The organism is Pseudomonas sp. TE3552 (genome assembly GCF_056278945.1).
Map to the genome: position 1 here is coordinate 4,303,690 of NZ_JBWBQJ010000001.1, position 26,911 is coordinate 4,330,600.

24 protein-coding genes and 1 pseudogene are annotated in these 26,911 nt (G+C 59.5%); 9 read left to right on the forward strand and 16 right to left on the reverse strand.

Going from position 1 to position 26,911, the window contains the following annotated elements:
• Window positions 1–95: 95 nt before the first annotated feature.
• Window positions 96–353, reverse strand: coding sequence for a hypothetical protein (locus ACZ9BB_RS19470; RefSeq protein WP_476215452.1), 258 nt, complete (start codon window positions 351–353; stop codon window positions 96–98).
• A 273-nt stretch (window positions 354–626) separates the two neighbouring features.
• On the opposite strand from ACZ9BB_RS19470, the gene ACZ9BB_RS19475 reads away from it, so the two are divergent.
• Both ACZ9BB_RS19475 and ACZ9BB_RS19480 read left to right on the forward strand, forming a co-directional pair.
• Window positions 627–1,601 (forward strand): 2-hydroxyacid dehydrogenase, encoded by a 975-nt coding sequence (locus ACZ9BB_RS19475; protein ID WP_476215454.1) that lies wholly within the window; start codon window positions 627–629, stop codon window positions 1,599–1,601.
• A gap of 192 nt (window positions 1,602–1,793) precedes the next feature.
• The gene (locus ACZ9BB_RS19480) at window positions 1,794–2,303 is read left to right on the forward strand and encodes a DUF2165 family protein (protein WP_476215456.1); all 510 of its coding nucleotides are present in this window, start codon (window positions 1,794–1,796) and stop codon (window positions 2,301–2,303) included.
• A gap of 29 nt (window positions 2,304–2,332) precedes the next feature.
• Here ACZ9BB_RS19480 and ACZ9BB_RS19485 read toward each other — a convergent pair whose 3' ends face one another.
• Window positions 2,333–3,235 (reverse strand): DMT family transporter, encoded by a 903-nt coding sequence (locus tag ACZ9BB_RS19485; protein WP_476215458.1) that lies wholly within the window; start codon window positions 3,233–3,235, stop codon window positions 2,333–2,335.
• 137 nt (window positions 3,236–3,372) lie between these two features.
• Here ACZ9BB_RS19485 and ACZ9BB_RS19490 point away from each other — a divergent pair, with 137 nt between their 5' ends.
• On the forward strand, window positions 3,373–4,248 hold the full coding sequence (locus tag ACZ9BB_RS19490; protein WP_476215459.1) for a helix-turn-helix domain-containing protein: 876 nt from the start codon (window positions 3,373–3,375) through the stop codon (window positions 4,246–4,248).
• A gap of 72 nt (window positions 4,249–4,320) precedes the next feature.
• On the opposite strand, the gene ACZ9BB_RS19495 is transcribed toward ACZ9BB_RS19490, so the two are convergent.
• From ACZ9BB_RS19495 to ACZ9BB_RS19515, 5 genes are all read right to left on the reverse strand, one after another.
• Window positions 4,321–6,750: a TonB-dependent siderophore receptor gene (locus ACZ9BB_RS19495; protein WP_476215460.1), complete on the reverse strand. Its 2,430-nt coding sequence runs from the start codon at window positions 6,748–6,750 to the stop codon at window positions 4,321–4,323.
• A gap of 146 nt (window positions 6,751–6,896) precedes the next feature.
• On the reverse strand, window positions 6,897–7,886 hold the full coding sequence (locus ACZ9BB_RS19500) for a FecR family protein (RefSeq protein WP_476215462.1): 990 nt from the start codon (window positions 7,884–7,886) through the stop codon (window positions 6,897–6,899).
• On the reverse strand, window positions 7,883–8,455 hold the full coding sequence (locus tag ACZ9BB_RS19505; protein ID WP_476215464.1) for an RNA polymerase sigma factor: 573 nt from the start codon (window positions 8,453–8,455) through the stop codon (window positions 7,883–7,885). Before ACZ9BB_RS19505 ends, ACZ9BB_RS19500 begins: the two co-directional genes overlap by 4 nt.
• Window positions 8,456–8,680: 225 nt before the next feature.
• The gene (locus ACZ9BB_RS19510; protein WP_064620217.1) at window positions 8,681–9,091 is read right to left on the reverse strand and encodes an HPF/RaiA family ribosome-associated protein; all 411 of its coding nucleotides are present in this window, start codon (window positions 9,089–9,091) and stop codon (window positions 8,681–8,683) included.
• A gap of 213 nt (window positions 9,092–9,304) precedes the next feature.
• Window positions 9,305–10,252, reverse strand: a complete 948-nt coding sequence (locus tag ACZ9BB_RS19515) for a LysR substrate-binding domain-containing protein (protein WP_476215466.1) — start codon at window positions 10,250–10,252, stop codon at window positions 9,305–9,307.
• 135 nt (window positions 10,253–10,387) lie between these two features.
• Between ACZ9BB_RS19515 and ACZ9BB_RS19520 the strand changes: the two genes are divergently transcribed.
• The 3 genes from ACZ9BB_RS19520 (at window position 10,388) to ACZ9BB_RS19530 (ending at window position 13,658) form a co-directional block, all read left to right on the forward strand.
• Window positions 10,388–11,764 (forward strand): L-serine ammonia-lyase, encoded by a 1,377-nt coding sequence (locus ACZ9BB_RS19520; protein ID WP_476215468.1) that lies wholly within the window; start codon window positions 10,388–10,390, stop codon window positions 11,762–11,764.
• Window positions 11,765–11,827: 63 nt separating this feature from the next.
• A complete protein-coding gene (locus ACZ9BB_RS19525; protein ID WP_476215469.1) occupies window positions 11,828–13,129 on the forward strand; it encodes a serine/threonine transporter in 1,302 nt (433 codons plus the stop codon).
• 211 nt (window positions 13,130–13,340) lie between these two features.
• A complete protein-coding gene (locus ACZ9BB_RS19530) occupies window positions 13,341–13,658 on the forward strand; it encodes a DUF3509 domain-containing protein (RefSeq protein ID WP_476215470.1) in 318 nt (105 codons plus the stop codon).
• On the opposite strand, the gene ACZ9BB_RS19535 is transcribed toward ACZ9BB_RS19530, so the two are convergent.
• The gene (locus ACZ9BB_RS19535) at window positions 13,655–14,155 is read right to left on the reverse strand and encodes a phosphate-starvation-inducible protein PsiE (RefSeq protein WP_018927152.1); all 501 of its coding nucleotides are present in this window, start codon (window positions 14,153–14,155) and stop codon (window positions 13,655–13,657) included. The two genes, ACZ9BB_RS19530 and ACZ9BB_RS19535, sit on opposite strands and share 4 nt — an antisense overlap.
• Before the next feature lie 316 nt (window positions 14,156–14,471).
• On the opposite strand from ACZ9BB_RS19535, the pseudogene ACZ9BB_RS19540 reads away from it, so the two are divergent.
• Window positions 14,472–14,726 (forward strand): annotated as a pseudogene (locus ACZ9BB_RS19540) (YebG family protein); the annotation flags it as partial.
• Between the two features lie 167 nt (window positions 14,727–14,893).
• Here ACZ9BB_RS19540 and ACZ9BB_RS19545 read toward each other — a convergent pair.
• From ACZ9BB_RS19545 to ACZ9BB_RS19560, 4 genes are all read right to left on the reverse strand, one after another.
• Window positions 14,894–16,003, reverse strand: coding sequence for a dihydrolipoamide acetyltransferase family protein (locus ACZ9BB_RS19545; protein ID WP_476215473.1), 1,110 nt, complete (start codon window positions 16,001–16,003; stop codon window positions 14,894–14,896).
• A gap of 28 nt (window positions 16,004–16,031) precedes the next feature.
• Window positions 16,032–17,018, reverse strand: a complete 987-nt coding sequence (locus tag ACZ9BB_RS19550; RefSeq protein ID WP_476215474.1) for an alpha-ketoacid dehydrogenase subunit beta — start codon at window positions 17,016–17,018, stop codon at window positions 16,032–16,034.
• Complete coding sequence (gene pdhA / locus ACZ9BB_RS19555) at window positions 17,011–18,105, reverse strand: pyruvate dehydrogenase (acetyl-transferring) E1 component subunit alpha (RefSeq protein WP_476215476.1); 1,095 nt, start codon at window positions 18,103–18,105, stop codon at window positions 17,011–17,013. Before pdhA ends, ACZ9BB_RS19550 begins: the two co-directional genes overlap by 8 nt.
• 128 nt (window positions 18,106–18,233) lie before the next feature.
• Window positions 18,234–19,253 carry a Glu/Leu/Phe/Val dehydrogenase family protein gene (locus ACZ9BB_RS19560; RefSeq protein ID WP_476215478.1) on the reverse strand — a complete coding sequence of 340 codons (1,020 nt, stop codon included), beginning with the start codon at window positions 19,251–19,253 and terminating at the stop codon, window positions 18,234–18,236.
• A 183-nt stretch (window positions 19,254–19,436) separates the two neighbouring features.
• Here ACZ9BB_RS19560 and ACZ9BB_RS19565 point away from each other — a divergent pair, with 183 nt between their 5' ends.
• Window positions 19,437–20,240: a SirB1 family protein gene (locus ACZ9BB_RS19565; protein ID WP_476215480.1), complete on the forward strand. Its 804-nt coding sequence runs from the start codon at window positions 19,437–19,439 to the stop codon at window positions 20,238–20,240.
• Between the two features lie 28 nt (window positions 20,241–20,268).
• On the opposite strand, the gene maiA is transcribed toward ACZ9BB_RS19565, so the two are convergent.
• From maiA to hmgA, 3 genes are read right to left on the reverse strand one after another with little or no spacing between them, the layout of a single operon-like run.
• Window positions 20,269–20,904 carry a maleylacetoacetate isomerase gene (maiA, locus tag ACZ9BB_RS19570; protein WP_476215482.1) on the reverse strand — a complete coding sequence of 212 codons (636 nt, stop codon included), beginning with the start codon at window positions 20,902–20,904 and terminating at the stop codon, window positions 20,269–20,271.
• Window positions 20,905–20,916: 12 nt separating this feature from the next.
• Window positions 20,917–22,221 carry a fumarylacetoacetase gene (gene fahA / locus ACZ9BB_RS19575; RefSeq protein ID WP_476215484.1) on the reverse strand — a complete coding sequence of 435 codons (1,305 nt, stop codon included), beginning with the start codon at window positions 22,219–22,221 and terminating at the stop codon, window positions 20,917–20,919.
• A gap of 3 nt (window positions 22,222–22,224) precedes the next feature.
• Window positions 22,225–23,529 carry a homogentisate 1,2-dioxygenase gene (gene hmgA, locus ACZ9BB_RS19580; protein ID WP_476215486.1) on the reverse strand — a complete coding sequence of 435 codons (1,305 nt, stop codon included), beginning with the start codon at window positions 23,527–23,529 and terminating at the stop codon, window positions 22,225–22,227.
• Between the two features lie 166 nt (window positions 23,530–23,695).
• Here hmgA and ACZ9BB_RS19585 point away from each other — a divergent pair, with 166 nt between their 5' ends.
• Window positions 23,696–24,484 (forward strand): IclR family transcriptional regulator, encoded by a 789-nt coding sequence (locus ACZ9BB_RS19585; RefSeq protein WP_476215488.1) that lies wholly within the window; start codon window positions 23,696–23,698, stop codon window positions 24,482–24,484.
• A 27-nt stretch (window positions 24,485–24,511) separates the two neighbouring features.
• On the opposite strand, the gene ACZ9BB_RS19590 is transcribed toward ACZ9BB_RS19585, so the two are convergent.
• Window positions 24,512–26,821, reverse strand: coding sequence for a dermonecrotic toxin domain-containing protein (locus ACZ9BB_RS19590; protein ID WP_476215490.1), 2,310 nt, complete (start codon window positions 26,819–26,821; stop codon window positions 24,512–24,514).
• Window positions 26,822–26,911 lie beyond the last annotated feature (90 nt).

Below are 26,911 nucleotides of genomic sequence, written 5' to 3' on the forward strand. Positions count from 1 at the left end.
ACAACCGTCTTTCCTAGAGGAATAATCGCGCGTCCTTGTGGGAACTGTCTCATTGGCGGGAGGACTAGTTACCCGCCAACAAAATACCTGAACTATCAGCGTTTACCCATCGAACGACGCGTGCCGGGAGGCGCTGCGCCAGGGGTCTTGGTGTGACCGTTCTTGGCGCCGTTTTTGTACCAAGGCTGGCTGGCATTTTTCGCGGCAGCCAATTCACCCGGTTTGAACGGGAACTTGAACGCCGGGATTGCCGCTTTGGTTTCGCTGTCTGCGCTGGAGTCGACGCTGTCTGGCAGGTCTGCCTGGTCGTCGCTCAAAGCGTCGACAACCGGCGGTTGTGTCGGGGAAGTCATGAAAGCTCCGGGTGATGCACATAGAGTCGGGCCCGGTAGGCGAGCCGCGAAAGGCGGCAGTATACCTGTCCCGTGAGCCGCAAGCTGCAGTTGGTCCGTCAGGTTTTGTGCTGACTGACCGACCGCTGCCGTACTCCGAACCTGTGAACGACGATAAACCACTGTGGCCTGCTCGCGATGAACGAACCTGAGTTGATTCGCGCAGCTCGCATAAAAGCGGCCAAGAATGTTAGCGTGCTTACCATTCATCACTGCCTGACGAGCCCTCCTCCCATGAAAAAGACCGTCCTCGCCTTCAGTCGTATCACCCCCGAAATGGTCGATCACCTCAAACAAGAATTCGACGTGATCGTGCCGAACCCGAAAAACGGCGACATCAACGCCCAGTTCAACGAAGCCCTGCCCCACGCCCACGGCCTGATCGGCGTCGGCCGCAAACTCGGTCGCGCACAGCTGGAAAATGCCAGCAAACTGGAAGTGGTTTCCAGCGTCTCCGTCGGCTACGACAACTATGACGTCGCCTACTTCAACGAACGCGGGATCATGCTCACCAACACCCCCGACGTGCTCACCGAAAGCACCGCCGACCTGGCCTTCGCCCTGCTTATGAGCAGCGCCCGCCGTGTCGCCGAGCTGGATGCCTGGACCAAGGCCGGCCAATGGCAGGCCACCGTCGGCGCCCCGTTGTTCGGTTGCGATGTGCATGGCAAAACCCTGGGCATCGTCGGCATGGGCAACATCGGCGCGGCCATTGCCCGTCGCGGTCGGCTGGGCTTCAACATGCCGATCCTCTATAGCGGCAACAGCCGCAAGATAGCGCTGGAACAGGAACTCGGCGCGCAGTTGCGCAGCCTCGACCAACTGCTGGCCGAAGCCGATTTCGTTTGCCTGGTGGTGCCGCTCAGCGAAAAAACCAGACACCTGATCAGCCATCGCGAACTGGCTTTAATGAAACCGAGCGCGATTCTGGTGAACATCTCCCGCGGTCCCGTCGTGAATGAACCCGCGCTGATCGAGGCGCTGCAAAACAACCGGATTCGCGGTGCCGGCCTGGACGTTTACGAGAAAGAGCCGCTGGCCGAGTCGCCGCTGTTTCAACTGAAAAATGCCGTAACCTTGCCGCACATCGGCTCGGCCACCCACGAAACCCGTGAAGCCATGGCCAATCGAGCCATGGCCAACTTGCGCAGCGCCCTGTCGGGTGAGCGGCCACAGGATCTGGTCAATCCGCAAGTCTGGAAAGGCTGACGAAAACGGGCAGGTGTTCAAACGCCTGCCCGTTGATACTGAAATAGAACATCCTGACAACAGAAAACTATAACTAACCTCGTAATTAATACACACCTTGCAATTCAGTCCGTCACCAAACAAACAATCCGCACGATAAACTCTCCTCACTTACCCGGCTCTGACGGAAATCAGTTTTGGAGAATAATTACCTTGAATCATCTGACAACCGATCAAATCATCAGAATCAGTAAAGCCACACTGATGCTGTTTATAAGTTTCTTTGGCCTGCTGGTGATGTATAGCAACTTTACCGACTATCCCACCAACTATGAGTACGTCGCTCACGTCCTGAGTATGGACACCACCAGCAACAATCCGAAGTACAGCTATCGAGCCATTACTTCGCCCATGCTTCACCATCGAATTTATTGGCTAATCATTACACTTGAAGTTCTCTTTACCGTTTACTGTCTGGTGGGCACCTACCATCTTTACCGAAACATAAATAGCAGCGCCAAGAAATTCCACGAGGCAAAAAAATTCGCCCTCATCGGATTAATGATCGCCTTTTTCATCTATTACGTCTGCTTGCAAGTTGTCGGTGTCGAATGGTTCAACATGGACGAATCACAAGAGTGGAATGCCAAGGACTGGGCTCGACACATCACCGACTTCATCTTGCCTTTATTAGTTTATGTGGCCTTGAAGATCGAGCACTGAGTATTAACGCGCCCGACCTTTAATTGGTTTCAAGCCAACTTGCCGTTCGCCTGGACCATCGGCGCCTTGGGTTTACGGAATACCAGCACGTTGCCCAGCATCACCAGCACCAACCCCATCAGTGCCGGCGCCGTCCATTGATAACCCTCGGCAAACGCCGATACATTCAGCGCCACCACCGGAAAGAGTACGGTGCAGTAAGCGGCACGTTCCGGGCCCATGCGCCCGACCAGCGTCAGGTAGGCGGTGAAGCCGATCACCGAGCCGGGAATGACCAGATACAACAGCGAGCCGATGTAACGTGCATTCCACTCCATGTCGAACGGGATGCCTTTGACCAGGCACCACACCGACAACATCGCCGCACCATACGCCATGCCCCAGGCGTTGGTGGTCAGGGGTTTCAGGCCGGCCTTCTGTTGCAAACTCGAAAGCATGTTGCCCGCCGAGAAGCACAAGGTTCCGAGCAGCGCCAACCCTAACCCGAGTAAGGTTTGCGGACTGGCGGTATGACCGGCCAGCTCCGGCCAGAACAACAGCCCAAGCCCGAACAAGCCCAAAGCGCCGCCCATCAGCACGTTACGGGCGATTTTCTGACCGAAGAACACCCGCGCATTGAGGGCGTTCCACAAGGTGGCGGTGGAAAACACCACGGCGACCAGACCGCTGGGGATCCACTGGCTGGCGGTGAGGAAGCACATGAAGTTGATGCAGAACAGGCACAGCCCCTGCGCCAGGCAAATCAGATGCCCACGACGGTTCATCATTTGCAGCCGCCGGCTAAGCAGCAACATTACGAACAGCACCAGCGCGGCGAGGCCGAAGCGATAGACAATCGACACTGGAATGGCCACCACGCCCAATTGCCATTTCAAGGCAATCCAGGTGGTGCCCCAGATCAGCACGGTCAGCAGGTATAACGAGAGGTTCATGGCCAGACTCCTGAATAGGCCTTCAGTGTCCGGTGCGAACGCCTTTTGCACTTGCATAAACTTGCGCTTTTGTCGGTCGGCGGGCTGGCAGGCCAATGTCTACGGAGTAGGATGCAAGGCGTTGGAGAGAACCGATCATGGCCGCACTGGAATCGCTGCAAGTCTTTCAAGCCCTCAACCGCTCGCCCAATGCTCGCCTGGAGCACAGCGCCGAGCTCGGTGACGGCTTGTCTGCGGCCTTGTGGAATAACCATCACGACGCCCAGGACTATGAAGCACCGAGTCATCACACCCTGTCCTGCTACATCGATGGCGGTACCGGCACCTTTCGCCGCGACCAACCCGGCATCAAGGGTGGCCCGGACAAGCTGTGCATTCTGCCGGCCGACCATCAGTCTGGCTGGGTGATCAACGGCACCATTCGCCTGGCCCACTTGTATTTCAGCCCCGAACAATTTGCCCTTGGCTGCGTCACGCTGCTGGATCGCGAGCCGCGGGAATTGCAATTGCGCGAGCACACCTTCCTCGAAGACCCGCAGCAGGCCCGACGTTTTCGGCAGTTGATCGCCCTCAACTGGGACGAGCCGGGCGAACGGCTGCTCACCAGCAGCCTGGCCCACGAAATGCTCAGCCATGCCTTACTCAGCCAGGTCGGCGTGCGCCAGGGCTTGCGCCTCAAGGGTGGATTGGCGGCGCATCAGCGACGGCAGTTGGTGGAATTCATCGACCATCGATTGGCCGAAGCGATCAGCCTTGGGCAACTGGCGGCGTTATGCGCGCTGTCGGAATATCATTTTGCGCGAATGTTTCGTGTGAGCTTCGGCCTGCCGCCGCATCAGTATGTGCTGGCCCGCCGACTGAGCCGCGCGCGGGAATTGTTGCGCGCAACGTCGCAACCATTGGGGGAGATTGCCTTGGCGTGCGGGTTTGCCAGTGCGAGTCATTTCACCAACCGGTTTCGCCAGGCACTGGGTGGGACGCCGGGGGAATATCGGCAGGCGTTTTTGCGGTAGCCCTGAAATTTTCAGCGCCTGTCAGGCAGCCATCGCGGGCAAGCCCGCGATGAACGATGACGCGGTCTCTGGTCAGAACTCCAATGTGCTGGAAAGCGTCACCTGCCGCGAATCGCCCATGGACACAAAGAACCGGCTCGCCGCCGAGGTGTAGTAGGTGCGGTCAAACAGGTTCTTCACGTTGAGCTGGAACTTGACCTTCTGTCCTTCGACCTTGGTGTCATACGTGGCGAACGCATCGGCCACGGTGTAGCTCGGCAGGTCGAAATCATTCACCGCGTTACCCGCCCGCTCGCCGACATAACGCGCACCCGCGCCAACCCGCAACTGATCGCCACCGACGATAGTGCCGAAGTCGTAGACCGCCGACAGCGAGCCGGTGTTTTTAGCGACGTTTTGCAGGCGCTTGCCTTTGTAATCCGGGTCTTCGGTGACTTCGGCATCGGTGTAGGCATAGCTGCCGATCATGCTCCAGCGGTCACTGAGCTGCCCGGTCAAATCCACTTCCAGGCCACGGGAGCGCACTTCGCCGGCGGCGCTGTAGATCGTGGTCGGACCTTCCGAGTTGGCCACCAGCACGTTGCGTTTCTTGATGTCGAACAGTGCGACGTTACCGGTCACGCGCCCCGGAATATCGAGCTTGGCGCCGATTTCCCAGGACTTGGCTTCTTCCGGTGCAACGCTGCCATCGAGCACGGTGCTGCTGCCGCTCAACGGCGCGATGGTCGAGTTGGGTTTGAAGGATTCGGTGTAGCTGCCATAGAACGACAGCGCGTCGGTGTAGCGGTACACCAAGCCGGCGCGCGGTACCCACTTCTGGCCGTTGCTATCGGTGTTGGCCTTGAACGGTACACCTTTGCCGGCGTACTGGTCGTATTCCTGGAAACGCCCGCCAGCCACCAGAATCCACTGGTCGTTGAGGTGGATCGAGTCCTGCAGGAATATTGAATCGCTGCGCAGTTCATCGGTCTGGGCGCTGTCGGCCGGGCTGACGGTGGTGCCTGCCACTTCGCGGCCATACACCGGGTTGACGTAGCTGAAGGTGCTCAGGCTTTTCTGGCGGATCAAGTCTTCGCGGTAGATCTTGCGGTACTCGTCATCGACGCCGAACACCAAGTCGTGCTGCATGCCCAGTACATTGACTTTGCCTTCAAGGCTGGCGGTGGTGAAACGGTCGGTGCTGATGGCGTTCTGAGTGCCGTCCATGCTGCGGGTCAGCGTGCCTTTCTTGGTGTCGATGGCGGTGATGCGCACCTGGCTGGCGTCGTAAGTTTCGCGGTTCCAGCTGTAGCCGAAGTGGGCTTTCCAGTTATCGTTGAGTTCGTGATCGGCTTCGAAGTGATACAGGTCCGAGCGGCCTTCCATGTTGTTGAACGGTTCGTCGAGGCGCTCATTGCGCGAGATGTCCAACGGGTGGTTGGTGCGCGGATCGATCACGGTGCCACGGTCGAATGGGGTCAGGAATTCCCGGTGTTCATAGGAGAACAGCAGCTTGGTGCTTTCACCGAACCAGGCCAGGGACGGCGCTACCAGCGTCTCGCGATGGGTGCCGAAATTGCGCCAGTAATCTTCGTCTTCGTGGTCCAGGACCATGCGGTAGGCCAGCCCGGAATCGCCCAGCGCGCCGGTGCTGTCGAGGCTGCCCCCGCTGCCGTTCTTGCCGTCGCCGTAGGTCGAGCCGCGCAGGGTCAGCGCGTTGTATTGCTCAAGCTCGGGCTTCTTGCTGACCATGTTCACCACGCCGCCCGGGTCCTGAATGCCGTAGAGCAAGGAGGCCGGGCCTTTGAGCACTTCAACCCGGTCCACAGTGGCATTCAGGCCACGGCCCTGGATCACCGGCATGCCGTCGCGCATGATCGAGCCGTTGCGGTTGTCGCCAAAACCGCGGGTCATCACCGAATCCTGGGTACTCGCCAGTGTATTGCCCTGGGTGATGCCGCTGACGTTGGCCAGCGCATCATCCAGATTGCGTGGCGCCTGATCGCGAATGACCTGAGCAGGGATCACGTTGACGGTCTGGGGGATTTCCTGGAGCAAGGCTGACGAACGCATCACCGAACTGGTGGGCGGCGGCTGATAACTCATGGGTTGTTGCGCCACCGAGGTGATGGTGGTCGCACCCAGGTTCAACGTGCCTTCGCTGGGCACGGGTTCCAGGGCCAGGGTCTGGGCGTCGGTGCGACGGAAGGTGAAACCCGAACCGCTGAGCAAACGCTGCATCGCCTGTTCGGCGCTCATCTGCCCGCTGAGCGCCGGAGCGGTAATGCCGTAAGGCGCTTCGTCGGTGTAGACCACGCTGATGCCGGTGATCCGGCTGAAGTCGCTCAGGGCCTGGGGCAGCGGTTTGGCGGCCATGGCAAAACTGAACTGCGTGCGCTGCTGGGTACTGCTGGCCTCAACCGCCGATGCCACGCTCGACGGCAGTAATGCCAATGCTGAAATGCTTAATGCAGACGCACCGAACCAATGTTTGACCGAACCCGATTTTGCCCTGGACTTCATTGCTCACTGACCTGTGTAGAACCTACGGGATGCGAATGACTCGCAGTTTCAGTCACTACACGAATGGCGCTCGGGTTTACCTCACCAGAAAGTTGAAAATATTTTTATGCAGGAAGATGTAGTACCTCGCGATGAGGCCCGATGCTTCACCGCAAAATAATCAACTGCCCCAAAACATGATGCTGCTCAAACCCCATCACGCCCTGCAGCGAACTCAACACCGCCTGCGGATCCTTGCTCGGAAAACTGCCACTGACCCGCCGCACCGCCAGTTCCTCATTGAGCAACACAATGCGCCCCGGGTAATAACGCCGCAGATCCTGCACCACATCGGCCAGTGTCGCCTTGTAGTAATTGAGCCAGCCCTGACGCCAGGCCAACTGCGCTTCGCTGTCGACGGCGTGGAGTTTTTCCGCTGAACCGTTGCTGTAAGCAACTTGCTGGCCGGCGCTCAGAATTTGCTGTGCGGTGTTCTTGTCCGCCGTCACTCCAACCCGCCCCGATAACACCGTGACTTGGGCGCCATGGGGCTGCAGACGCACTTCGAACTGCGTGCCCAGTACCCGCGCCTCGCCTTTTTCCGCCCCCACCACAAATGGCTCGCCGGTATGCGTCACGCTGAAAAAACCGGCGCCACGACGCAATTGGACGTGCCGCTCACCCCGGCTGAAATCCACCGCGATGGCGCTGTCGGCATCCAGCGTCACTTGCGACTGATCCGCCAGCGTGACGGTGCGAATTTCCCCCGGTGCCGACACATAGTCCGCGCCCAGATCATCGACCCAGCGTGACGGCTGCCAACCTGCGCCGACGCTGATCATCAGCAGCAGACACGCCGCCATCGCCAACGCACCGGACCAACGCCGAACCCCGGCCCGGCCCGAGCGATTCATGGCATTGAGGTAACCCTGCAAGGCAAAAGCATCTTCATCAGCCAGGGTCCGCGCCGGTACTTCGCTCAACTCCCACACCACTTGCGCCCGGGCATACGCTTCGGCGTGGGCCGGATCGGCCTGCAACCAGCGACTGAACGTGAGCTGATCACCGCTGCTGGGCTGGTCGTGCAACAGACTCAGCCAGGCGAAGGCGGCTTGCTCCTGAGCGGGTGTCGGCGTGACGCGTTCGGTGTGGTTCACGGTGCGTTCCCTGGCGTGCGCGGTTGGGGTTCCCGCAGGCTGGCTTTGCAAGCCTCAAGGGCGCGCATCATATGTTTTTCCACAGCGCTTTGGGACAGGCCCATGGCCTTGGCGATTTCGGCGTATTTGCGGCCATGGATACGGTTGAGCAGAAAGATCTGCCGCGTGCGCTCGGGCAATGCGCGCAAGGCGGCTTCGACGTGACGCAAATCGTTGCCCGCCTCCAGCGCCGCTTGCGGCTCCCAACCTTGACTGTCCGGTGGCTCCGGCATCCAGCCTTCGTTGACCCGCACTCGCGCGCCTTCACTGCGTAAATGGTCGATGGCGATGTTGCCGGCGCAACGCAGCAGATACGTGCTGAGTTCTTCGACCTGCACCAGCGGCCGGCGCCAGAAACGCAGGAACAAGTCCTGTACCAGATCCGCCGCCGTCGCCCGACAGCCGACACGACGACTCACCAGCGCTTCCATCTGCGAACGCTGGGACAGGAACACCTGAAGAAAATGCGCACGATCGCCGCGATATTCATCGTGCTCGGCGTCATGGGATTCGGGAGGGCGGGTGATCATCGGGTCACAGAAACCGGGTACGGCCTCGTGAACGCCACGGGACCAACAAGCCAGTGATATTAATGATAAATATTCTCATACGCAAAGGAGGCGATGAGATAACGGCCAAGCGCCGATTGCCGGGAGCAAGCTCCCTCGCCCCAGGGGACCGGTGGACACTGAAACAAAAACGGGCCTGCAATCGCAGGCCCGCTTTCATCAGGAAGGTAAAAGGTGAATCAGGCCTCAGCCGTTGAGCGCAGCCTGTTCGTTCTCGAGAAATTCATCTTCAAGCAGCGCATCGGCATGAGCGCCCCTATCGAACGGCACCACAGCGGCGCGTGGTTTGCCGCGCAATTTGCCAAACATATGCTCCAGAGCATGTTCAAGTTTTTCGGCTGCCCCGTCGATCGCCAATTCCAGGGAGTCGGCTTTATGAGTAACGGAAATCGGTTGGTGGCCCTTTGGCCGCGCTTCCAGCTGGCAGCGCATGTCATGGGGACCAGGCTTGTCGCCGTTCTCGTCCCGCAGATGGACCTCGACGCGGGTCAGGTCCTCTTCATAACGTTCGAGCGTGCTCTCAATGGTAGTACGTACCCACTCCTCCAGTCGTTTACTGCTTTGAATATGGTTATCGCTATTGACTTGGATTTGCATAGTTCTTCCCTTATTTCAGCTAGCTCGCAAGAGGCGCATCGGCTGGCCCTTGGGCGTCATCACCGCAACCTCTTGGTTACACAATCGGTGTGTGTGCAGAACATTTCAACCCCTAAAAGAAGATAAATTTTCATTCGCAAAAAAAGCCGGACAAGGAGCAAAAGCACTGTTATGGTCGGGAGTTGGGTCGCCTCGCTCTTTTGTCATAATTGCTCACATCTGCCGCTCCGCCAGTGGGTGCAGGCTGCGAAAAACCGCTGCCTCTTCCACCAGCCAGTCATGCACCGCACGCACGCCCGGATGGCTCAGCGCCCCCGGCGCATAAAGCAGCACGTAACGCTTGTGATTGGGCACCGACAGGCCAAACGGCACGATCAACGTCCCGCGCTCCAGCTCATCGTTGAGCAGTGTTCGCCGCGCAATCGCCACGCCCATGCCGGCAATTGCCGCTTCAATGGTCAGGTGATTGCGATTGAAGGTGTGCCCACGCCGCACGTCAGCGCCCTCGAAGCCGATGGCATTGAGGTAATACTCCCATTCCGCGTATTCGTAGCTGCCACGCCAGGCGGTGATGTCGTGCAACAGCGGAAAATGCACCAAGTCCGCCGGGCCATGCAGCGGCGGCCGCCCGCGCAACAGGCTCGGGGCACACACCGGAAATATCTGCTCGTCGAGCAAGGCTGTGGATAACAATCCGGGATAACTGCCGTCATTGAGATCAATTGCCAGATCGAACTCGCCTTCGTGCAATGGGATGCTGCTGTCTTCGGCCACCAGCCGTAACTGGATATCCGGAAACCGCTGCTGCAAACGCGGTAGGCGCGGGGTCAGCCATTTACTCAGGAACGATGGAATCGAGCGCACGCGCAAAATCCCGCTGATCATTCCCGCATCCAGTCGTCGCAATTCCGCATCGATGCTGCCGTAGGCTTCGTTGACGGTAATAGCCAATCGCTGGCCTTCGGCGCTCAACTCCACACCCCGGGCGCGACGGTGAAACAGGCGAAAACCCAGCCGCTCTTCCAGTTGCCGAATTTGCTGACTGACCGCACCCGGCGTGATGTGCAGTTCTTCGGCGCAACGGGTGAACGACAAGTGCCGCGCGGCACAGGAAAACACGTGCAGCCAGACGTACGTCTGGGCGTGCAATTGACGGCTCATCGTTTAGTCCTGCTAAAGGCTTTCTTAGGAAGTTTCGTTGGTCACGTAGGACCGAGGTAGGCAGTATCGCCGACATTGCGCTTGGCCTACAAAAATGGCGGCGATTTCTCTTCCATTGTTTGTATAGGCTTTAGCATGGCTATCAGTGTTTTCGATCTCTTCAAAGTCGGCATCGGTCCGTCCAGCTCCCACACCGTTGGCCCGATGCGCGCCGCTGCGACCTTCGCCCAGGCCCTGGATGAGCAAGGTTCGCTGGATGACGTACGGCGGGTAGAAATCCGACTTTATGGTTCGCTTTCAGCCACTGGCGTCGGCCATGCCACTGACCGCGCCTGCGTCATGGGCCTGATGGGCGAATGGCCGGACAGCATCGACCCGACTTCTATCGATTCACGTATCCAGCACCTGCGCGAAACCGGCGAACTGCGCCTGGCAGGCCAATCGACCATTGCCTTCAACTGGCAGCGCGACCTCCTGCTGCTCGACGAGTGCCTGCCCTACCACCCCAACGCCATGTCTCTGACAGCCTTTGGCGAAACCGGTGAGTTGTTCGAGCAGACGTACTACTCGGTGGGCGGTGGTTTCATCATCGAAGCGGCCGAAGCCGAGTCTGGCATCGCACCGGCCAGCGACGTGGTGCTGCCCTACGATTTTTCCAGCGCCGCCGAATTGCTCAAACTCTGCAACCAACACGGCCTGCGGGTTTCCGAGCTGATGATGGCCAACGAACGGGCCTGGCGCAGCGATACCGAGATCCGCCAGGGATTGCTGCATATCTGGTCGGTGATGCGCGAATGCGTCGAGCAAGGTTTGCGGCACGAAGGCATTCTGCCCGGCGGCCTGAATGTTCCGCGCCGAGCCGCGAAACTGCACCGCAGCCTGTTGGAAATCGGCAAACCGAATGTCATCAGCTCCACCCTCTCAGCCATGGAGTGGGTCAACCTGTTCGCCCTCGCCGTGAACGAAGAAAACGCCGCTGGCGGGCGGATGGTCACCGCGCCTACAAACGGAGCGGCAGGGATCATTCCCGCCGTGCTGCACTACTACATGAAATTCAACCCGGACGCGTCGGACGATGACGTCGTGGCGTTCTTTTTGGGCGCGGCCGCCGTAGGCATTCTCTGCAAGAAAAACGCTTCGATCTCCGGCGCTGAGGTCGGCTGCCAGGGCGAGGTCGGTTCGGCCTGCGCCATGGCTGCCGCCGGCTTGGCCGACGTGCTCGGCGCCACTGCGGAGCAACTGGAAAACGCCGCCGAAATCGGCCTGGAACACAACCTCGGCCTGACTTGCGACCCGGTCGGCGGCCTGGTGCAGGTGCCGTGCATCGAGCGCAACGCGATAGCCGCGGTGAAGGCGATCAACGCCACGCAAATGGCCCTGCGCGGCGACGGCAAACACTTCATTTCCCTGGACCGGGTGATCCGCACCATGCGCGACACCGGCGCCGACATGCACGACAAATACAAAGAAACTTCACGGGGCGGCCTGGCGGTGAGCTGGGTGGAGTGCTGAGGAGCACTTCCTGACCGTCCGCAATACGTGAGCCCGAGCAAGAATAATAACGAGGCAAAAACGATGACCGAAATACGTACACCTGCTGCCGATAATCCCGCTGTAGACCTGACACGTAATAGAGAAATAACCCACAAAGGCTGGAGTAAACACGACACCACCTGGATGCTTGGCCTCTATGGCACAGCGATTGGCGCCGGCACGTTGTTCCTGCCGATCAACGCCGGTGTCGGTGGTTTCTGGCCACTGCTGCTCCTAGCGGTACTGGCCTTTCCGATGACCTTCTTCGCCCACCGTGGCCTGACGCGTTTCGTGCTGTCCGGCCGTTCCGGGGACATCACCGAAGTGGTGGAAGAACACTTCGGCATCGGCGCCGGCAAGCTGATCACGTTGCTGTATTTCTTCGCGATCTTTCCGATTCTGCTGGTATACAGCGTGGCGCTGACCAACACCTTGAGCAGTCTCATGGAGTACCAGTTGCACATGACACCGCCGCCTCGGGCGATTCTGTCGCTGGGGCTGATTCTCGGCCTGATGGCGATCGTGCGTTGTGGTCAGGGCGTCATCGTCAAATGCATGAGCGTGTTGGTTTACCCGTTCGTCGCGGCATTGCTGCTACTGGGTATCAGCCTGATTCCGAACTGGAACGGCGCGTTCTTTGCCACCGCCAGCGAAGGCATGCCGCTACCGCTGTTCTTCAAAACGTTGTGGCTGGCGATTCCGGTGATGGTGTTCTCGTTCAACCATTCGCCGATCATCTCCGCCTTCGCCGTCGATCAGAAACAGCGTTACGGCGAGCAAGCCGAACGCAAAAGCAGCGGCATTCTCGCAATCGCTCACGCGATGATGGTCGTCACGGTGATGTTCTTCTGCTTCAGCTGTGTGCTGGCGTTGTCCCCGGCTGATTTGGCCGCGGCGAAGGCGCAGAACATTTCGATCCTGTCGTACCTGGCCAACCACTTCCAGACGCCGGTCATTGCTTATGCCGCACCACTGATTGCGCTGGTGGCAATCACCAAATCCTTCCTCGGCCATTACATCGGCGCCAGCGAAGGCTTTCAGGGCCTGATCGTGAAAAGCCTGCGTGGCCGTGGTCGAGTCATGTCCGCCCGTTGGCTGAACCGCCTCACTGCGCTGTTCATGATCCTCAGTTGCTGGGCCGTGGCGACCTTCAATCCGAGCATCCTGGGCATGATCGAAACCCTCGGCGGGCCGATCATTGCGTGCCTGTTGTTCCTGATGCCGATGTACGCCATCCGCCGCGTGCCAGCCTTGCGCCAGTACTCAGGCCAGGCCTCGAACGTGTTCGTGGTGCTGGTCGGTCTGATTGCACTGTCTGCGATCATCTATTCATTTATGCCCTGAAACGGGCAGGCAAAAAGAAGGCGGGCCAAGGTGCCCGCCGTTTTTTTTGCCGTATCCATTGTCCGACAGTTTTTCCGGCATGCCCCTTGCTGTATCCCCTACGCGGCACGGAAGAAAGCGCATGAACATGGAAGGCCGGTGGTCTGGTATTGCGAACTAATCCCGATCATGGCCGTCAACAACTGCACGTTCAATCAGGCGGTGACGCATTATGGACAACCCTTTTCAGCTCATTACCGATGCTTTTGCAGCGGATTATCAAATCAACCTGAGCATCCAGGGCCTGGACGGCAGCATCATGCTGACCCTCTCCAACGCTGGCCGCGTGGTGGCCAAACGGATGATCAGCGCCGAACAACGCAATGACCCCAAACGCCTCAAACGCCTGGTGCAAAGCATTCAGTTCGGCATCGCCATCGAACAGGGTCAATGCGCCGTGGCCATCCTCGAAGCCATGACCGACGGCGACAACCGTAAGCTGCCGCCGCCACAGGCCAAAGCCCGGCCCCGACCTGAAATCGGGCTTTAGAGCTCGCCCTTCTCCACTTCGGGATGCTCACCGGAACCCGCACCGATCTTGCGCTGCGGGTGTTCGATCTTCACCGAAGGAAATTGCGACGAAGCGTAACGCACCACCAGAATCGAAAACGCCAGCAGCAGAATCCCACCGCACAGGTAGATGATCCCCAGGTCCGGCGGATTGTGGTGTGAGACGTTGGAGATCAGCAGCCGCGTCAGCGCGGTGATCGCCACGTAGATCAGGAAGCGCACCGGCATGTGGTTGGTCTTGAAGTAAATCCCGACCATCGCCCCCAGTTCCAGGTAGATGAACAGCAACAGGATGTCATCGATCTTGATGTGCCCCTGTTCCAGCATCCCGATGAACTCCATGACCGCCGCCCAGGCAGTCACCGCACCGATGGCGAACAGCGCCAGGTAGTGGAAGGTCTCGACGAACAGGTTGCCCAGGGACTCGGCCAATTGGTGCACGTTCTGCCGCAGGTTCTCGGCCCAGTTGATTTTCACGATGATTGTTCCTTAGCTCGGTTCGAGCGGATGATGCGGGTTGGACGTGACGGTTGTTCTGCATGCAGAAAAAAGGCCAGGGGTTACGTGCCACATGATGGCGAGGTGCTTTAAAACGCGCTCCGTGGCGTTTGGTCGCAGGTCAACACCAAACCTGTAGCCGCGAACGGAGCGCCGCCGTTCACCTGACAAACCCTGAATCCGGTCTACATTAAAAAGCCACTACCCAAAGCGCAGGGATTCGCTTATCCTTTTCGCTGTATATAGATACAGTAGTCGAAACAGACAACTAATGTGAAGGCATGTGAGGTGGTGAATGGCCGTCGAAGTGGTATACCGCAGCAGCCGAGATCTGGAGCGCTTGTTCATGGATAAAGCCGAAGCTGACCGTCATGACAAAATGCTCGAACTGGCCGAATTGCTGGCTGAAGTGTTGCAAAAAGCCGTTCCGTCCCTGACCGAACAGCAAGTGGAAGAAGCCGGGATCTACATGGCGAAGAACCGCGATGTGTTCGCCAAGGCATTCAAGAGCCAGCCGGACGCGCTGTCCGAACTGCTGAATGCGCCGGCTGAAGTCGCTGAAAAAGCTGCCCCCGTTGAAGTCGCTGCACCTGTTGAAGTGGCGCCTGCTGAGCCGACCAAGCCAGCCAAAGCCGCCAAGACGCCGAAGTAAGCAATACCCGAATTGAATAGGCCCTGAGTCCAATGGCTCAGGGCCTTTTTCATGTCCGCAAAAAGTCAGGCCTCGGGTTGCTCCAGCGCTTCGACCAACGCTTTGAAGAACCGCGCCGCCTCGCCGCCGGTGACCACACGGTGATCGAAAGTCAGGGACAGTGGCAGGATCGGATGCACCACCACCGCGCCTTCGACCGCCACCGGTTCATCGTGGATCGCCCCGGCGGCGAGGATCGCCACTTGCGGCGGCACCACCACCGGGTTGGCGTAGCGGCCGAACAAAGTGCCGAAATTCGACAGCGTCAGGGTCGCGCCCATCATCTCCTGAGGCGGAATCGAGCGCGCCTGCACATCGGCCCGCAGGCGCATCACACCCTCTTTCAAATCCGCCGATGTGCGATTGCCGACATCGCGCAGCACCGGCACGAACAAGCCGTCAGGCGTATCCACGGCAATACCCAGGTCGAGCCGTTCGTGTTGTTTGAGCGACAGGGATTTGCCATCGAAGGCGCTGTTGAGCACCGGCTCCACCGCGCAGGCCGCCGCCATGGCTTTAGCCAGACGAATCAGTGGTTCTCGCGCCTGCCCCCAGCGATGCAGGTCGGCATCACCGAAAATCGTCACCGGCACCACTTCGGCATGAGACCTGGCCATGTTCAGCGCCATGCTGCGTCGCACACCACGCAGCTTCTCGCCGCCGAAACGCTCACGTTCAACCTGGGCTGCGCTTTCCACATCGCTGCGGGTGATCTGGCCGTCCTGGCCGGAGCCGACCAATGCGCTCAGTTCAACGCCAAGCTGGCGTGCCAGTTGACGCACTGCCGGCGTGGCGCGGTTCGCCAGGTATTCGCGGGTCGAAGGCGCAGCGCCGATAAAAAAGGCATCCTCCTGATTCGTGCCGCCGCCCTCCAGTCGCCCTACCACGGTGCCCGCATCCGCTTCGCCTTCGTAACCGAGCAGCGGTTCTCCGACGTGCAGGATGTCGCCCTCGCCGCCAAACGTTTTCGCCACCACACCGTCGTAGGGCGCCGGAATGTCTACCAGCGCCTTGGCGGTTTCCACCGATACCAATAGCTGGTCGGCCTTGACGGTATCGCCGACCTTGACGTGCCAGCGGACGATTTCCGCTTCCTGCAAGCCTTCGCCCAGATCCGGCAGTTTGAAATATTTCATCGCAACCTCCTCGGCCTCAGGCGTCTGTTCAGGAATGCAGCAATACGCTGTCGCAGGCATGAAGAATGTCTTCGACACCGGGCATGTACAGCGATTCCAGTCGATACAGCGGCGGCGGAATGTCTGGCGCGGTAACCCGCTGGATCGGTGCCTGCAAATCCAGCAATACCCGTTCGTAGAGGCTGGCGGCGATTTCCGCGCCGACCCCGCAAGAGCGCGGCGCTTCATGCACGATCACGCAGCGACCGGTCTTGCGCACCGAGGCCTCCAGGGTGTCGAGGTCCAGCGGTTTGATACTGGCGACATCGATCACTTCCGCCGAGATGCCTTGCTCGGCCAATTGCGTGGCGGCTTGCAGGGTTTCCATCACACTGGCGCCCCAACTGATCAAGGTAATGTCGCTGCCTTCACGCAGGGTGAAACAGCGGTCCAGCGGCAGGCGCTTGCCGTCATCGAGCAGCGGTTGCGGGTTCATTCGATAGAGTCGGGTGGGTTCGAGAAATATCACCGGGTCGGGGTCATCGATGGCGGCGAGCAACAGACCATAGGCCCGTGCAGGCGAGGACGGGATCACCACCCGCAACCCCGGAATGTGCGCGAACAGGGCTTCAGTGCTTTCACTGTGATGTTCCGGCGCGCGAATCCCTGCGCCCATCGGCGAGCGCATCACCATCGGGCAGGTGATCCGCCCGCGCGTGCGGTTGCGCATGCGGCTGGCGTGAGACACCAAGTGCTCCATGGTGGCGTAGATGAAGCCCATGAACTGGATTTCCACCACCGGTTTCAGGCCTTGGGCCGCCATGCCCACCACCAGCCCGCCGAGCATGGTTTCGGCCAGCGGCGAATCGATCACCCGCTTGAAGCCAAAGCTGTCGCGCAGGCCCAGCGTGGCGCGAAACACGCCACCGTTCACCCCGACGTCTTCACCGAGGACAATGACGTTCTCGTCCTCGCTCATGGCCCGATGCAACGCCAGATTCACCGCTTCCAGCAGCGTCACTTTGCCGTTACTCATCGCTCGAACCTCCTGTCCGGCGCGCCACCCGTTCAAGGAAATCTTCACGTTGCTCGGCCAAGGCTTGCGGCCACTGGGCGTAGACATAATCGATCACCGATTCCGGTGCCTGCAGGCCCGCCGCTTCGAAGTTATCCACAGCACGCTGCACCAAACCCTGGCATTCGCTGACCAGCGCCTGTTCGCGGCCTTCGTCCCACACGCCCTGCCCGGCCATGAAGCGTTGCAAGCGTTTGATCGGTTCTTCGAGCCAGGCCTGCTTGACCTCGTCCGCCGACCGGTAGCGCGTGGCATCGTCGGCGGTGGTGTGATCGCCGAGGCGATAGCTCAGGCATTCGAGCAGCACCGGGCCTTTACCGTGGCGCGCCCGTTCGAGGGCCGCTTGCACGCGGTCATACACGGCGAGTATGTCGTTGCCGTCGACTTGCTCGCCATGGAAGCCGGCGCCAATGGCTTTCTGGGCCAAAGTGGGGGCGCCGCACTGAATTCGTCGCGGTACCGAGATTGCCCACTGGTTGTTATTGACCATGAACACCACCGGCAACTGCCAGGCGCCAGCGACATTGAGGGCCTCGAGGAAATCACCTTTGCTGGTTCCGCCGTCGCCGCAAGTGGTGACGGCGACCCGATGCTCGCCGCGGATTTTAAAGGCGCTGGCGACGCCGCAGGCATGCAGGGCTTGAGTGGCGATCGGCACGCAGATCGGGAAATCCTGGGCCACCGCCGGATCGACAAAGTCACTGCCACGCTCGTCGCCGCCCCAATACAGCAGGATTTCTTCCATGCGCACGCCGCGCATCAACTGCACGGCGGTGTCGCGGTAATAGGGAATCAGCACATCTTCGGCGTGCATCAGGCTGCCGACCGCGACGCCAATGGCTTCCTGGCCCAAAGTAGGCGCGTAGGTGCCAATACGTCCGGTGCGTTGCAGGGCAACAGCTTTCTGATCGAAAAGGCGGGTCAGGACCATCTGCCGATACAGGCGCGTCAGCAAATTGAAGTCGTCGGCCCAGGCGGGAAGATCGCCGAGCGGCTGGCCATCAGGGGATAAAAAACGGGTGTAAGGCAGCTCAACCTTGTGAAGCATCACAGGGCTCCTGGCACGCGGGGTCAGCGTGCAATGGTCACGCCCGACGTTTGTGGCGCGGGGCTTGGGAGCAATGGCCGGATAGGCTCGCGCTCCTTTATCGATTCAAACTTTTCACCCGCGCAGCATCACCGGTACAGCACTTTCTGCGCCAACTCATCCGCCACCCGGGCCGGGGAACGTTTTTCCGCCTGGGCATGGGCGAAGACTTCGGTCAGCCGTGAACTGATTTTCGACAAGTGCGCGGTGATGGTCGTCAGCGCTTCCCCGCGGTGTTTGAGCGACACATAGATCAGCCCGCCGGCATTGATCACGTAATCGGGCGCATACAAAATGCCTCGGCGTTCCAGCTGATCGGCGACTTCAAGATGAGTCAGTTGGTTGTTCGCCGAACCTGCGACCGCCGAGCAGCGCAGTTGCGTCACGCTGGTCCTGTTAAGCACACCGCCCAAACCACAAGGCGCGAGAATGTCGCAAGGGGTGCTGAGCAGCGCTTCGTTGGCGATCGGATGAGCGCCCAACTGCTCCATGGCCAGTTGCACTTTGCCTTGATCGATGTCACTGACCAACAGCTCGGCGCCGGCAGCGTGCAACTGCTCGGCCAAGGCATAACCGACGTTGCCCAGGCCCTGAATGGCGACGCGCAGTCCTTCGAGATTATCGCTGCCCAAGCGGGCCATGGCGGTGCTGCGAATGCCAGCGAATACCCCCATGGCGGCATGCGGCGCAGGGTCGCCCGCGGCGGTGGTGCTGGTGACGAATTGCGTGTGCTGAGCGATGCAATCCATGTCCGCCACCGAGGTGCCGGCGTCGATGGCGGTGATGTAGCGACCGTCGAGCTGATTGATCCAGCGCCCGAACGCTTCGAATACTGCGGCGCGGTTTTCCACATGGGCCGGGCGAACAATCACCGCTACGCCACCGCCCTGAGCCAGGCCGGCCAGGGCTGCCTTGTAACTCATGCCCTGGGCGAGGCGCACAGCGTCCTCGATCGCGGATTCATCGCTGGGGTAGGCAAGGTAACGACACCCGCCCAGGGCAGGTCCCAGGCGGCTGTTATGGATGGCAATCACCGCCTTCAACCCGGTGACCGGATCGACGCTCAGGTGCAGCGATTCAAGGCGAGTGCTTTGCATGAGAGCGAACATCGTAGGGCTCCCGAATCACTTCTTGTAGTCGCCAGTATAGGCTTGTGCACAAAAATTGCAGAAACGCGCCGGAATAAGCGGCGCCGCTTTAGAGGCTTTCAGACATAACCTGTTACCGCCTGTGTTCGGTACTGGACGAAAGCGTGCGACGGGGCTAAAACGAGGCATTCCCCGGAGATTTTGATGACCCCGCGCCAACGCTTTTTCGACTGTCTGCAACGATCACCGCCTGCGCTGTTCGAGGCAGCGCTGTGGATCGCCGCCGAACACGATAAAGAGCTGAATCCCGAAACGGTGCTGGCGGACTTCAAGGACCTGCAACAACGAGTCAGCTATGGGTTGCCGATGCTGCCGGTGAGTGAGTTGGCGCAACCGTTGTTGCGCCGAATGAATGACCTGGGGTTCGCCCAGGACGACTCCACGCCCTTGCGTCCGCAAGTGGCGCTGCTCAATAAGGTGCTGGAACGTCGGCGCGGCCAGCCGCTGACGCTGGGCCTGATTGCGCTGGAACTGGCCAGAAGGCTGGAGATTCCCATGGTCGGGGTCAACTTCCCCGGGCATTTCCTGCTGCGGGTACAAGGCGCCGATCATCTGCTCGACCCGTGCGGCGGGCGCCGGCTGTACCCCAACGATTGCCGGGAGTTGCTGCAACGCCAGTACGGCCCGAACATGAAACTCGGCGCCGAGCATTTGCAAACCGCCGAACCTGCGCAGATGCTGCAACGGCTGTCGCGCAACCTGCGCCAATTGCACCTCACGAACGATGACTACATCGATGCTCTGGTCGACGCCGAGCGCGTGCTGGAATTGGGCAACGCCAGCACCTCCGACTATCTGGCCCGGGCCAGCCTCTACCAACGGCTGGACTGCCCGAATGCCGAGCGCTTTGACCTGGAGCATGCGCTGCTGCTCTGTGACGACCCGATCCAGCGGATTCGCCTGACCGAACGACTGGGGCACTTGCCGCCCAACGCCATCGTCCATTAATCACCAATTCCTGTAGGAGCGTACGGTTTTACGGGGTATCGGGCTGATTCGCCGGATTGGCCAGGAAGAAGGCTGGATGTGTCGCCGCCAATGCCGCCACTCGACGAATTCGCGGGTAGGCTTCAAGGGAAATATTGAAGCGCTCGGCCGCATAGAGCTGCGGGATCAAATAAACATCCGCCAGCCCCGGTTGATCGCCAAAGCAATAACCGGTGTCCCCGATCAATTGCTCCACCGTTGCCAACCCTTGGCTGATCCAGTGACCGATCCACTCGACCACCTGCGGTTCATCGTGCCCCCACTGCCGCAGTTTGTTGAGCACGCTGACGTTGTGCAGCGGATGAACATCGCAACCGATCACCGCCGCCACGCCACGCTCATGAGCGCGGGCAGCGAGGTCTTTGGACAGCAGCGGCACCTGTGGATAACGCTCTTCCAGGTACTCGATGATTGCCGGCGACTGGATCAGCAATTCGCCTTCGTCGGTGCGCAAGGCTGGCACCCGGCCTTGCGGGTTGATGCCCAGATACGCCGGCTGGCGATGTTCGCCCCCCTGCGGCGCGATCAGGTTGACCGGCAGCGCCTGGTAATCCAGCCCCTTCAACGCCAGCGCAATGCGCACCCGGTAAGACGAGGTCGAACGGTAGTAGGTATAGAGTTCCATGAGCCGATCCTCTTAGTGCGCCGGCAGTACTTTGCCACGGCATTCGCCGAAACCGATGGAAGCAAAACCCTCACGGCTGCAACGTGCCCGCAGGATGATTTCGTCGCCGTCCTCGAGGAATTTACGCACCTCGCCCGAGGCCAGTTCGATCGGCTTTTTACCGCCCTCGGTGATTTCCAGCAGGCTGCCGAACTGACCGCTTTCAGGACCGGACAACGTGCCCGAACCGAACAGATCACCGGCCTGCAACTGGCAGCCGTTGACGCTGTGGTGCGCCACCATCTGCGCGACAGTCCAGTACATGTGTTTTGTGTTGCTGAGGGTCAGGCGATGGGCCGGCAGATTCTGCTCGCGCATCGCTTCGGTCAGCAGCAGTACTTCGAGTTCGATGTCGAAGGCACCGGCGGCCTGATCACGTTTGTCGAACAGGTATGACAACGGCTGCGGATCGCCTTCAGGACGCGCAGGCTGCGCCCGACGGAACGGCTCCAGCGCTTCGGCAGTCACCACCCAGGGCGAAATGCTGGTGATGAAGCTCTTGGACAGGAACGGACCCAGCGGCTGGTATTCCCAAGCCTGGATGTCTCGCGCCGACCAGTCGTTGAGCAAGCAGAAACCGGCGATGTGATCGGCAGCGTCACCGATGGCGATCGAGTCGCCCATGTCGTTGCCCTGACCGATCCAGATGCCCAGTTCCAGCTCATAGTCCAGACGTGCGCACGGACCAAAAACCGGCTCGGTCTGGCCGGCCGGCAGAGTCTGGCCTTTCGGCCGACGCACGTCGGTGCCGGACGGGCGAATGGTCGAGGCGCGACCGTGATAACCGATCGGCACGTACTTGTAGTTCGGCAGCAACGGGTTATCCGGGCGGAACAGTTTGCCGACATTCTGCGCGTGCTCGATGCCGACGTAGAAATCGGTGTAATCGTTGATCTTCGCCGGCAGGTGCATTTCGCAATCCGCCGCCAGTGGCAGCAGTTTTGCGCCCTGGGCCTCGATCTTGCCGTGCAGGGTGCTGCCTTCCTTGAACAATTCGATCAAGCGTTCACGCAAGGCGACGCGTGCCTCGCGACCCAGTTCGAAAAACGCATTCAGCTGACCGCCACGGGTGGCTTCGGCTGCTTTCTTCGCAACACCGTCGAACAACCCGGCATCCAGTGCCGCTTCCAGATCAAAGATATGGTCGCCGATCGCCACGCCACTGCGCGGCGCGGAGCCCTTCACACTGAACACGCCCAACGGCAGGTTTTGCAGCGGAAAATCCGCGTGGCCGTTGGCGGAGGCAACCCAGCTACGAGTGATGGAAGTCTGAGTCATGGGTTATCTCCGGGTCGGGTCGAAAGTGGCGGGCAGCGTGGCCCAGCAGGCATCGTAGTTGTTTTGCAGTTGCGGGCAATCCAGGGCGAACCGGCTCGGGCGCAATACCTGACTGGTCTCGAACATGAACGCCATGGTGTTGTCGATTTTAGCCGGCGCCAGCTCCGCGTTGATCGCCTTGGTGCAGGTCTCGCCGTCGGGGCCATGGGCGCTCATGCAGCTGTGCAACGAGGCGCCACCGGGCACGAAACCCTCGGCCTTGGCATCGTATTCGCCCTGGATCAGGCCCATGTATTCGTTCATCAGATTGCGGTGGAACCACGGCGGACGGAACGTTTTCTCGGCGACCATCCAGCGTGGCGGGAAGATCACGAAGTCGAGATTGGCCAGACCGTGCACGCTGGTCGGCGAGGTCAGGACGGTGAAAATCGATGGGTCCGGGTGATCGAAACTGATGGTGCCGATGGTGTTGAAACGGCGCAGGTCATATTTATACGGCACGTTATTGCCGTGCCAGGCGACCACGTTCAGCGGTGAATGATCGAGCTCGCAACCCCACAACTGGCCGAGGAATTTCTGCACCAGGGTGGTCGGTTGCTTGAGGTTTTCGTAATGCGCCACCGGGGTCAGGAAGTCTCGCGGGTTAGCCAGACCGTTGCTGCCGATCGGCCCCAGGTCTGGCAGGCGCAGTGGCGCGCCATGGTTTTCGGCGATATAGCCGCGGGCTTGCGGATCGAGCAATTCGACGCGGAATTTCAGCCCGCGAGGCAGCACGGCGATTTCCAGCGGCTCCAGCTCCATCACGCCCAGTTCGGTGGCGATGCGCAGTCGGCCCAGTTCCGGCACCAGCAGCAGTTCGCCGTCGGCGTTGAAGAACACGCGCTCCATGGAACGGTTGGCGCGGTAGTTATAGATGCTGATCCCGGCCGGTTTTTCCATGCCTGAGTTGGCAGCCATGCTCACCAACCCGTCGATGAAGTCGGTCGGCTCGGTCGGAATCTCCAAGGGATTCCAGCGCAGGCGATTGGGGGTCACTTCACCCAACGGGCCACCGGCCAATTGCCGATCCAGTTTGACGAATGCCGGGTGATTGGCCGACGGCTGAATCCGGTACATCCAGGTGCGCCGCGCTTCGCTGCGAACCATGGTGAACGCAGTGCCTGAGAACAATTCGGTGTAAAGACCGTAAGGGGCTTTTTGCGGGGAGTTCTGACCGACGGGCAGTGCGCCGGGTAACGCTTCGCTGCTGAATTCGTTACCAAAGCCTGACTGATAAGCCAGTGCTGGCGCCGTTGGATCGAGGTTCATGGAGCCCTCCTGAACGGGGAGTAGGCAGTGGCCTGGCACTCTGCTTGAGAGGTCTTGGCACGCCTGGGTTATTTTTATCGTAATTCAATTACGCATAACGTAATTTGATTGGTATTGACCGTCAAGCTATAAAGACGCCCATTCGTCCCGGGATCACACCGCCTCCATGACCAGCGAAAGCAACGGTAAACAGAAAGTCCGCTCGGCCGAGGTCGGCACCGACATCCTCAAGGCGCTTGCCGAGCTGTCGCCATCCACCTCGCTGTCGCGTCTGGCCGAACACGTGCAGATGCCGGCAAGCAAGGTTCACCGTTATCTGCAGGCGCTGATCTCCAGCGGGTTTGCCGAGCAGAACACCGCCACCAACCATTACGGCCTGGGCCGTGAAGCGCTGCGGGTCGGCCTCGCTGCCCTGAACAGTATGGACGTGCTGAAAGTCGCCGCTCTGCCCTTGGCCGAACTGCGCGATGACCTGAATGAGACCTGCTTTCTCGCGGTATGGGGCAATCAGGGCGCGACGGTGGTGCACATCGAACCGGCGGTGCGCGCGGTGACGGTGGTCACGCAATTGGGTTCGGTTCTACCATTGCTCAGCTCGTCGACGGGGCTGGTATTCAGTGCCTATTTGCCGCATCGGGAAACCGATGAATTGCGCAGGCAGGAAATCACCGTCGATGCCCATCCGCTGGCCAATGAAAAAGCCTACGCGACGTTGTGCGAACAGATTCGCGAACGCGGTCTGCATCATGTGCACGGTTTGCTGATGCCCGGCGTGGACGCCTTATCGGCACCGGTGTTCAACGCCCTCGGACAGATCGCTGCGGTGTTGACCATCGTCGGCCCGACGTCGTTGTTCCACGCAGACGAAAACGGCCCGGCGGCGCAGCGGTTGTTGGCGGCGACACGGGCCGTGAGTTGGCGGATGGGGTATCAGGCTGATGATCTCAGTCGCTGAGCCAGACGCAAAACCAGCGGACCGTCATTAACGCTGGATGATGGTGGTTTTGCTGGTAGCGCTTTGAGGATCGTCGAGAACCTGCTGAATCACCTCCAGCACCCGTTCATGTAGTCGAGGCTGTCCAGTGGCTTGGGAGAAAAACCATTCCACGGTGTATACATCCCCCAATAATCCGATCAGATCTTTCTGTATTTTGGTGGGCTGCGAACCCACATATCCTGCCTTGCCCAACAACGCCAACTCAATCAGCGCATCCCTGAAATGGATCAGGGCCTTGGCCCGATTGCCCTCCGAGTAAGCCTCGGCGCCTTGCACCAGATTCTTGGTCAGCAAGGCTGCGCTCAAGGCAATACTGACTGGCGGATAGACAATGCCGATGACGCTGACGGCTGTCAGGACGGCGTTGTACACCAGGCCGGTGATGATTTCTTCAAGGCTTTGTGTTTTCGCATCAACATCCGAAATGATCTTGTACACCACATCGCTATAACAGTCGTACAGATCCGTGACCCGACTGTTGCGCTCCAGTTCCGGTGCCTCAGTGAAGTGGGCCAATTGTTCGAGATCGGTCAAATAAGCGCCCACGCCCGGCTGATACTTCTCGTGCACACGGTCGTAGAGGTAATCACCCAGACCACGGGTTTTCACCGCACTTACAAAGTCCTTGAATGGTCGTATCTCATAACCATCTGGAGCATCAGGCGTGAACAGGTATTGCTCAATCGTCCCGGCGATATGCAGCCTGAAAACAAATACCCCGACTACCAGGCGCTTCTTGAGATGGAGTTTAAACAGGGCACTGTGAGGTACATCGCCAGGTGCCTCGCCCTCCTGCCAGTCCGGTTGCGGATGATCGAATGCCACAATTACCTTTTTCAGCTCCTCGAAGTGTTTCCTCGTCAAACATCCGGTGAACAGCGCCTGCATCGCTGCCACGGTCATCTGACGTTTCATGATGCCCATGTAAATCTTGCGTTTGAAGATGCCTTCGGGATGGGAGCGATTAACATGAGTCGTGCGCAACATATCAATGTACTGCTCGCCCGCGCGCAACGTTCTCGACCAACCGGCGATATCGCGGATATCAAGTTTGTCGAGTGGCGGGTGATCTGTTGCCATCGTAAAACGCGGATACTTGTCCCGATCGGCGTTACCAGCGTAGAAGTGCGTTTCATCGGCAATCAACCGAGTCAGTGTCATCTGTTGGTCATGACTGATTTGCACGTAAACCCGATCAGGATCAATCGCGACTACGTCACCTCTGCCCAGCAGGATTTCTTCCACACGCTGCTTGATCAGTTGATGGCAAAAACGCTCATAGGTGATAAAGCCAGCCTCGCGGACCTCAACGGTTTTGAGCGCCTTAAGCTCCGTGTTGATGCGCGTAAACGTCTGACGCAACTCATCGGATGCGGTGCGATAGTAATAGGGCGTTTGGCTTTCTTCCTGTGCCACCAGCCAGGCTCGATGATTGAAAACAACCGTATTTAGCACCTCGGGTCCTGTGTAAGGGGTTGGCACCGGCTGGACACCACGCCATAGATCAGGTCGTTGTGAGATCTTTTTCAGATAACCGGCGATCACTTCGCGATCCAGCGCATGGGATCGCCAGACCAGATAGGCTTGCCCCTCTGGCTTGGCCATCCAGCTGCAGATCTCGCCGCCAAGTTGCCTGAAACCCGGCAACTCATACCAGTCCTGTCCACCAGGCGAATCCGGTGCATACAGGAGCCAGTCATCCTGGCTGGGGCTGCGGCTTCCAATGGCAACCAGCTCCGCGAACGGTCGAGTGTTCCGAGCGCCGTCACCTATGAGCATCAATGGCGCCAGCGTCATGTTCGTATCGCCATTGACGGCAAGCTCGATCCGCTGAAGATTGGTGTCGTTGAGATGTCCGCGAAGCTTCGCGGTAAATGCACTCAGCAATAACTGATCCCGGGTGACATTTTTCATGGCGGCGAGCACAGCACTGCGCTCGTAAGCGGCGCGCAAATCCCGACCATATGACGCACGGAAGTCCCCGTTCCAGTTTTCCTCCAGCCATTGCTGATTCAATCCGAAAGGAATGCCTTCACCTTCAAGCGTGATACTTGCACGCCGACCTTCCTCGTGTAGGCCCCACAACAATAAATCTGTCAGAGAACGCTTGTCTTCCTGTCTGATTTTGCAGCCGGCCTCGTCGAACTCGTATTGGCTGATGGTCATAAGAGTGTCGGGATCAAGGCTGCTGTCAAATTCCAGCTGCAGAAACTGGCTGGCCAGGTTACGAGCATAAACCTGTACATTGACATGCCCTCTAAGTTGCCTTTCCAGATCGGCCCTGTTTGCAATCAACTGCTGTTCGAGCCCCCCATAATGAAGTTGGTCGGTAATACTGACCTGCTCAAGCCATTGGGGACGATCCGCGGGGGGGAATAGAGGTAT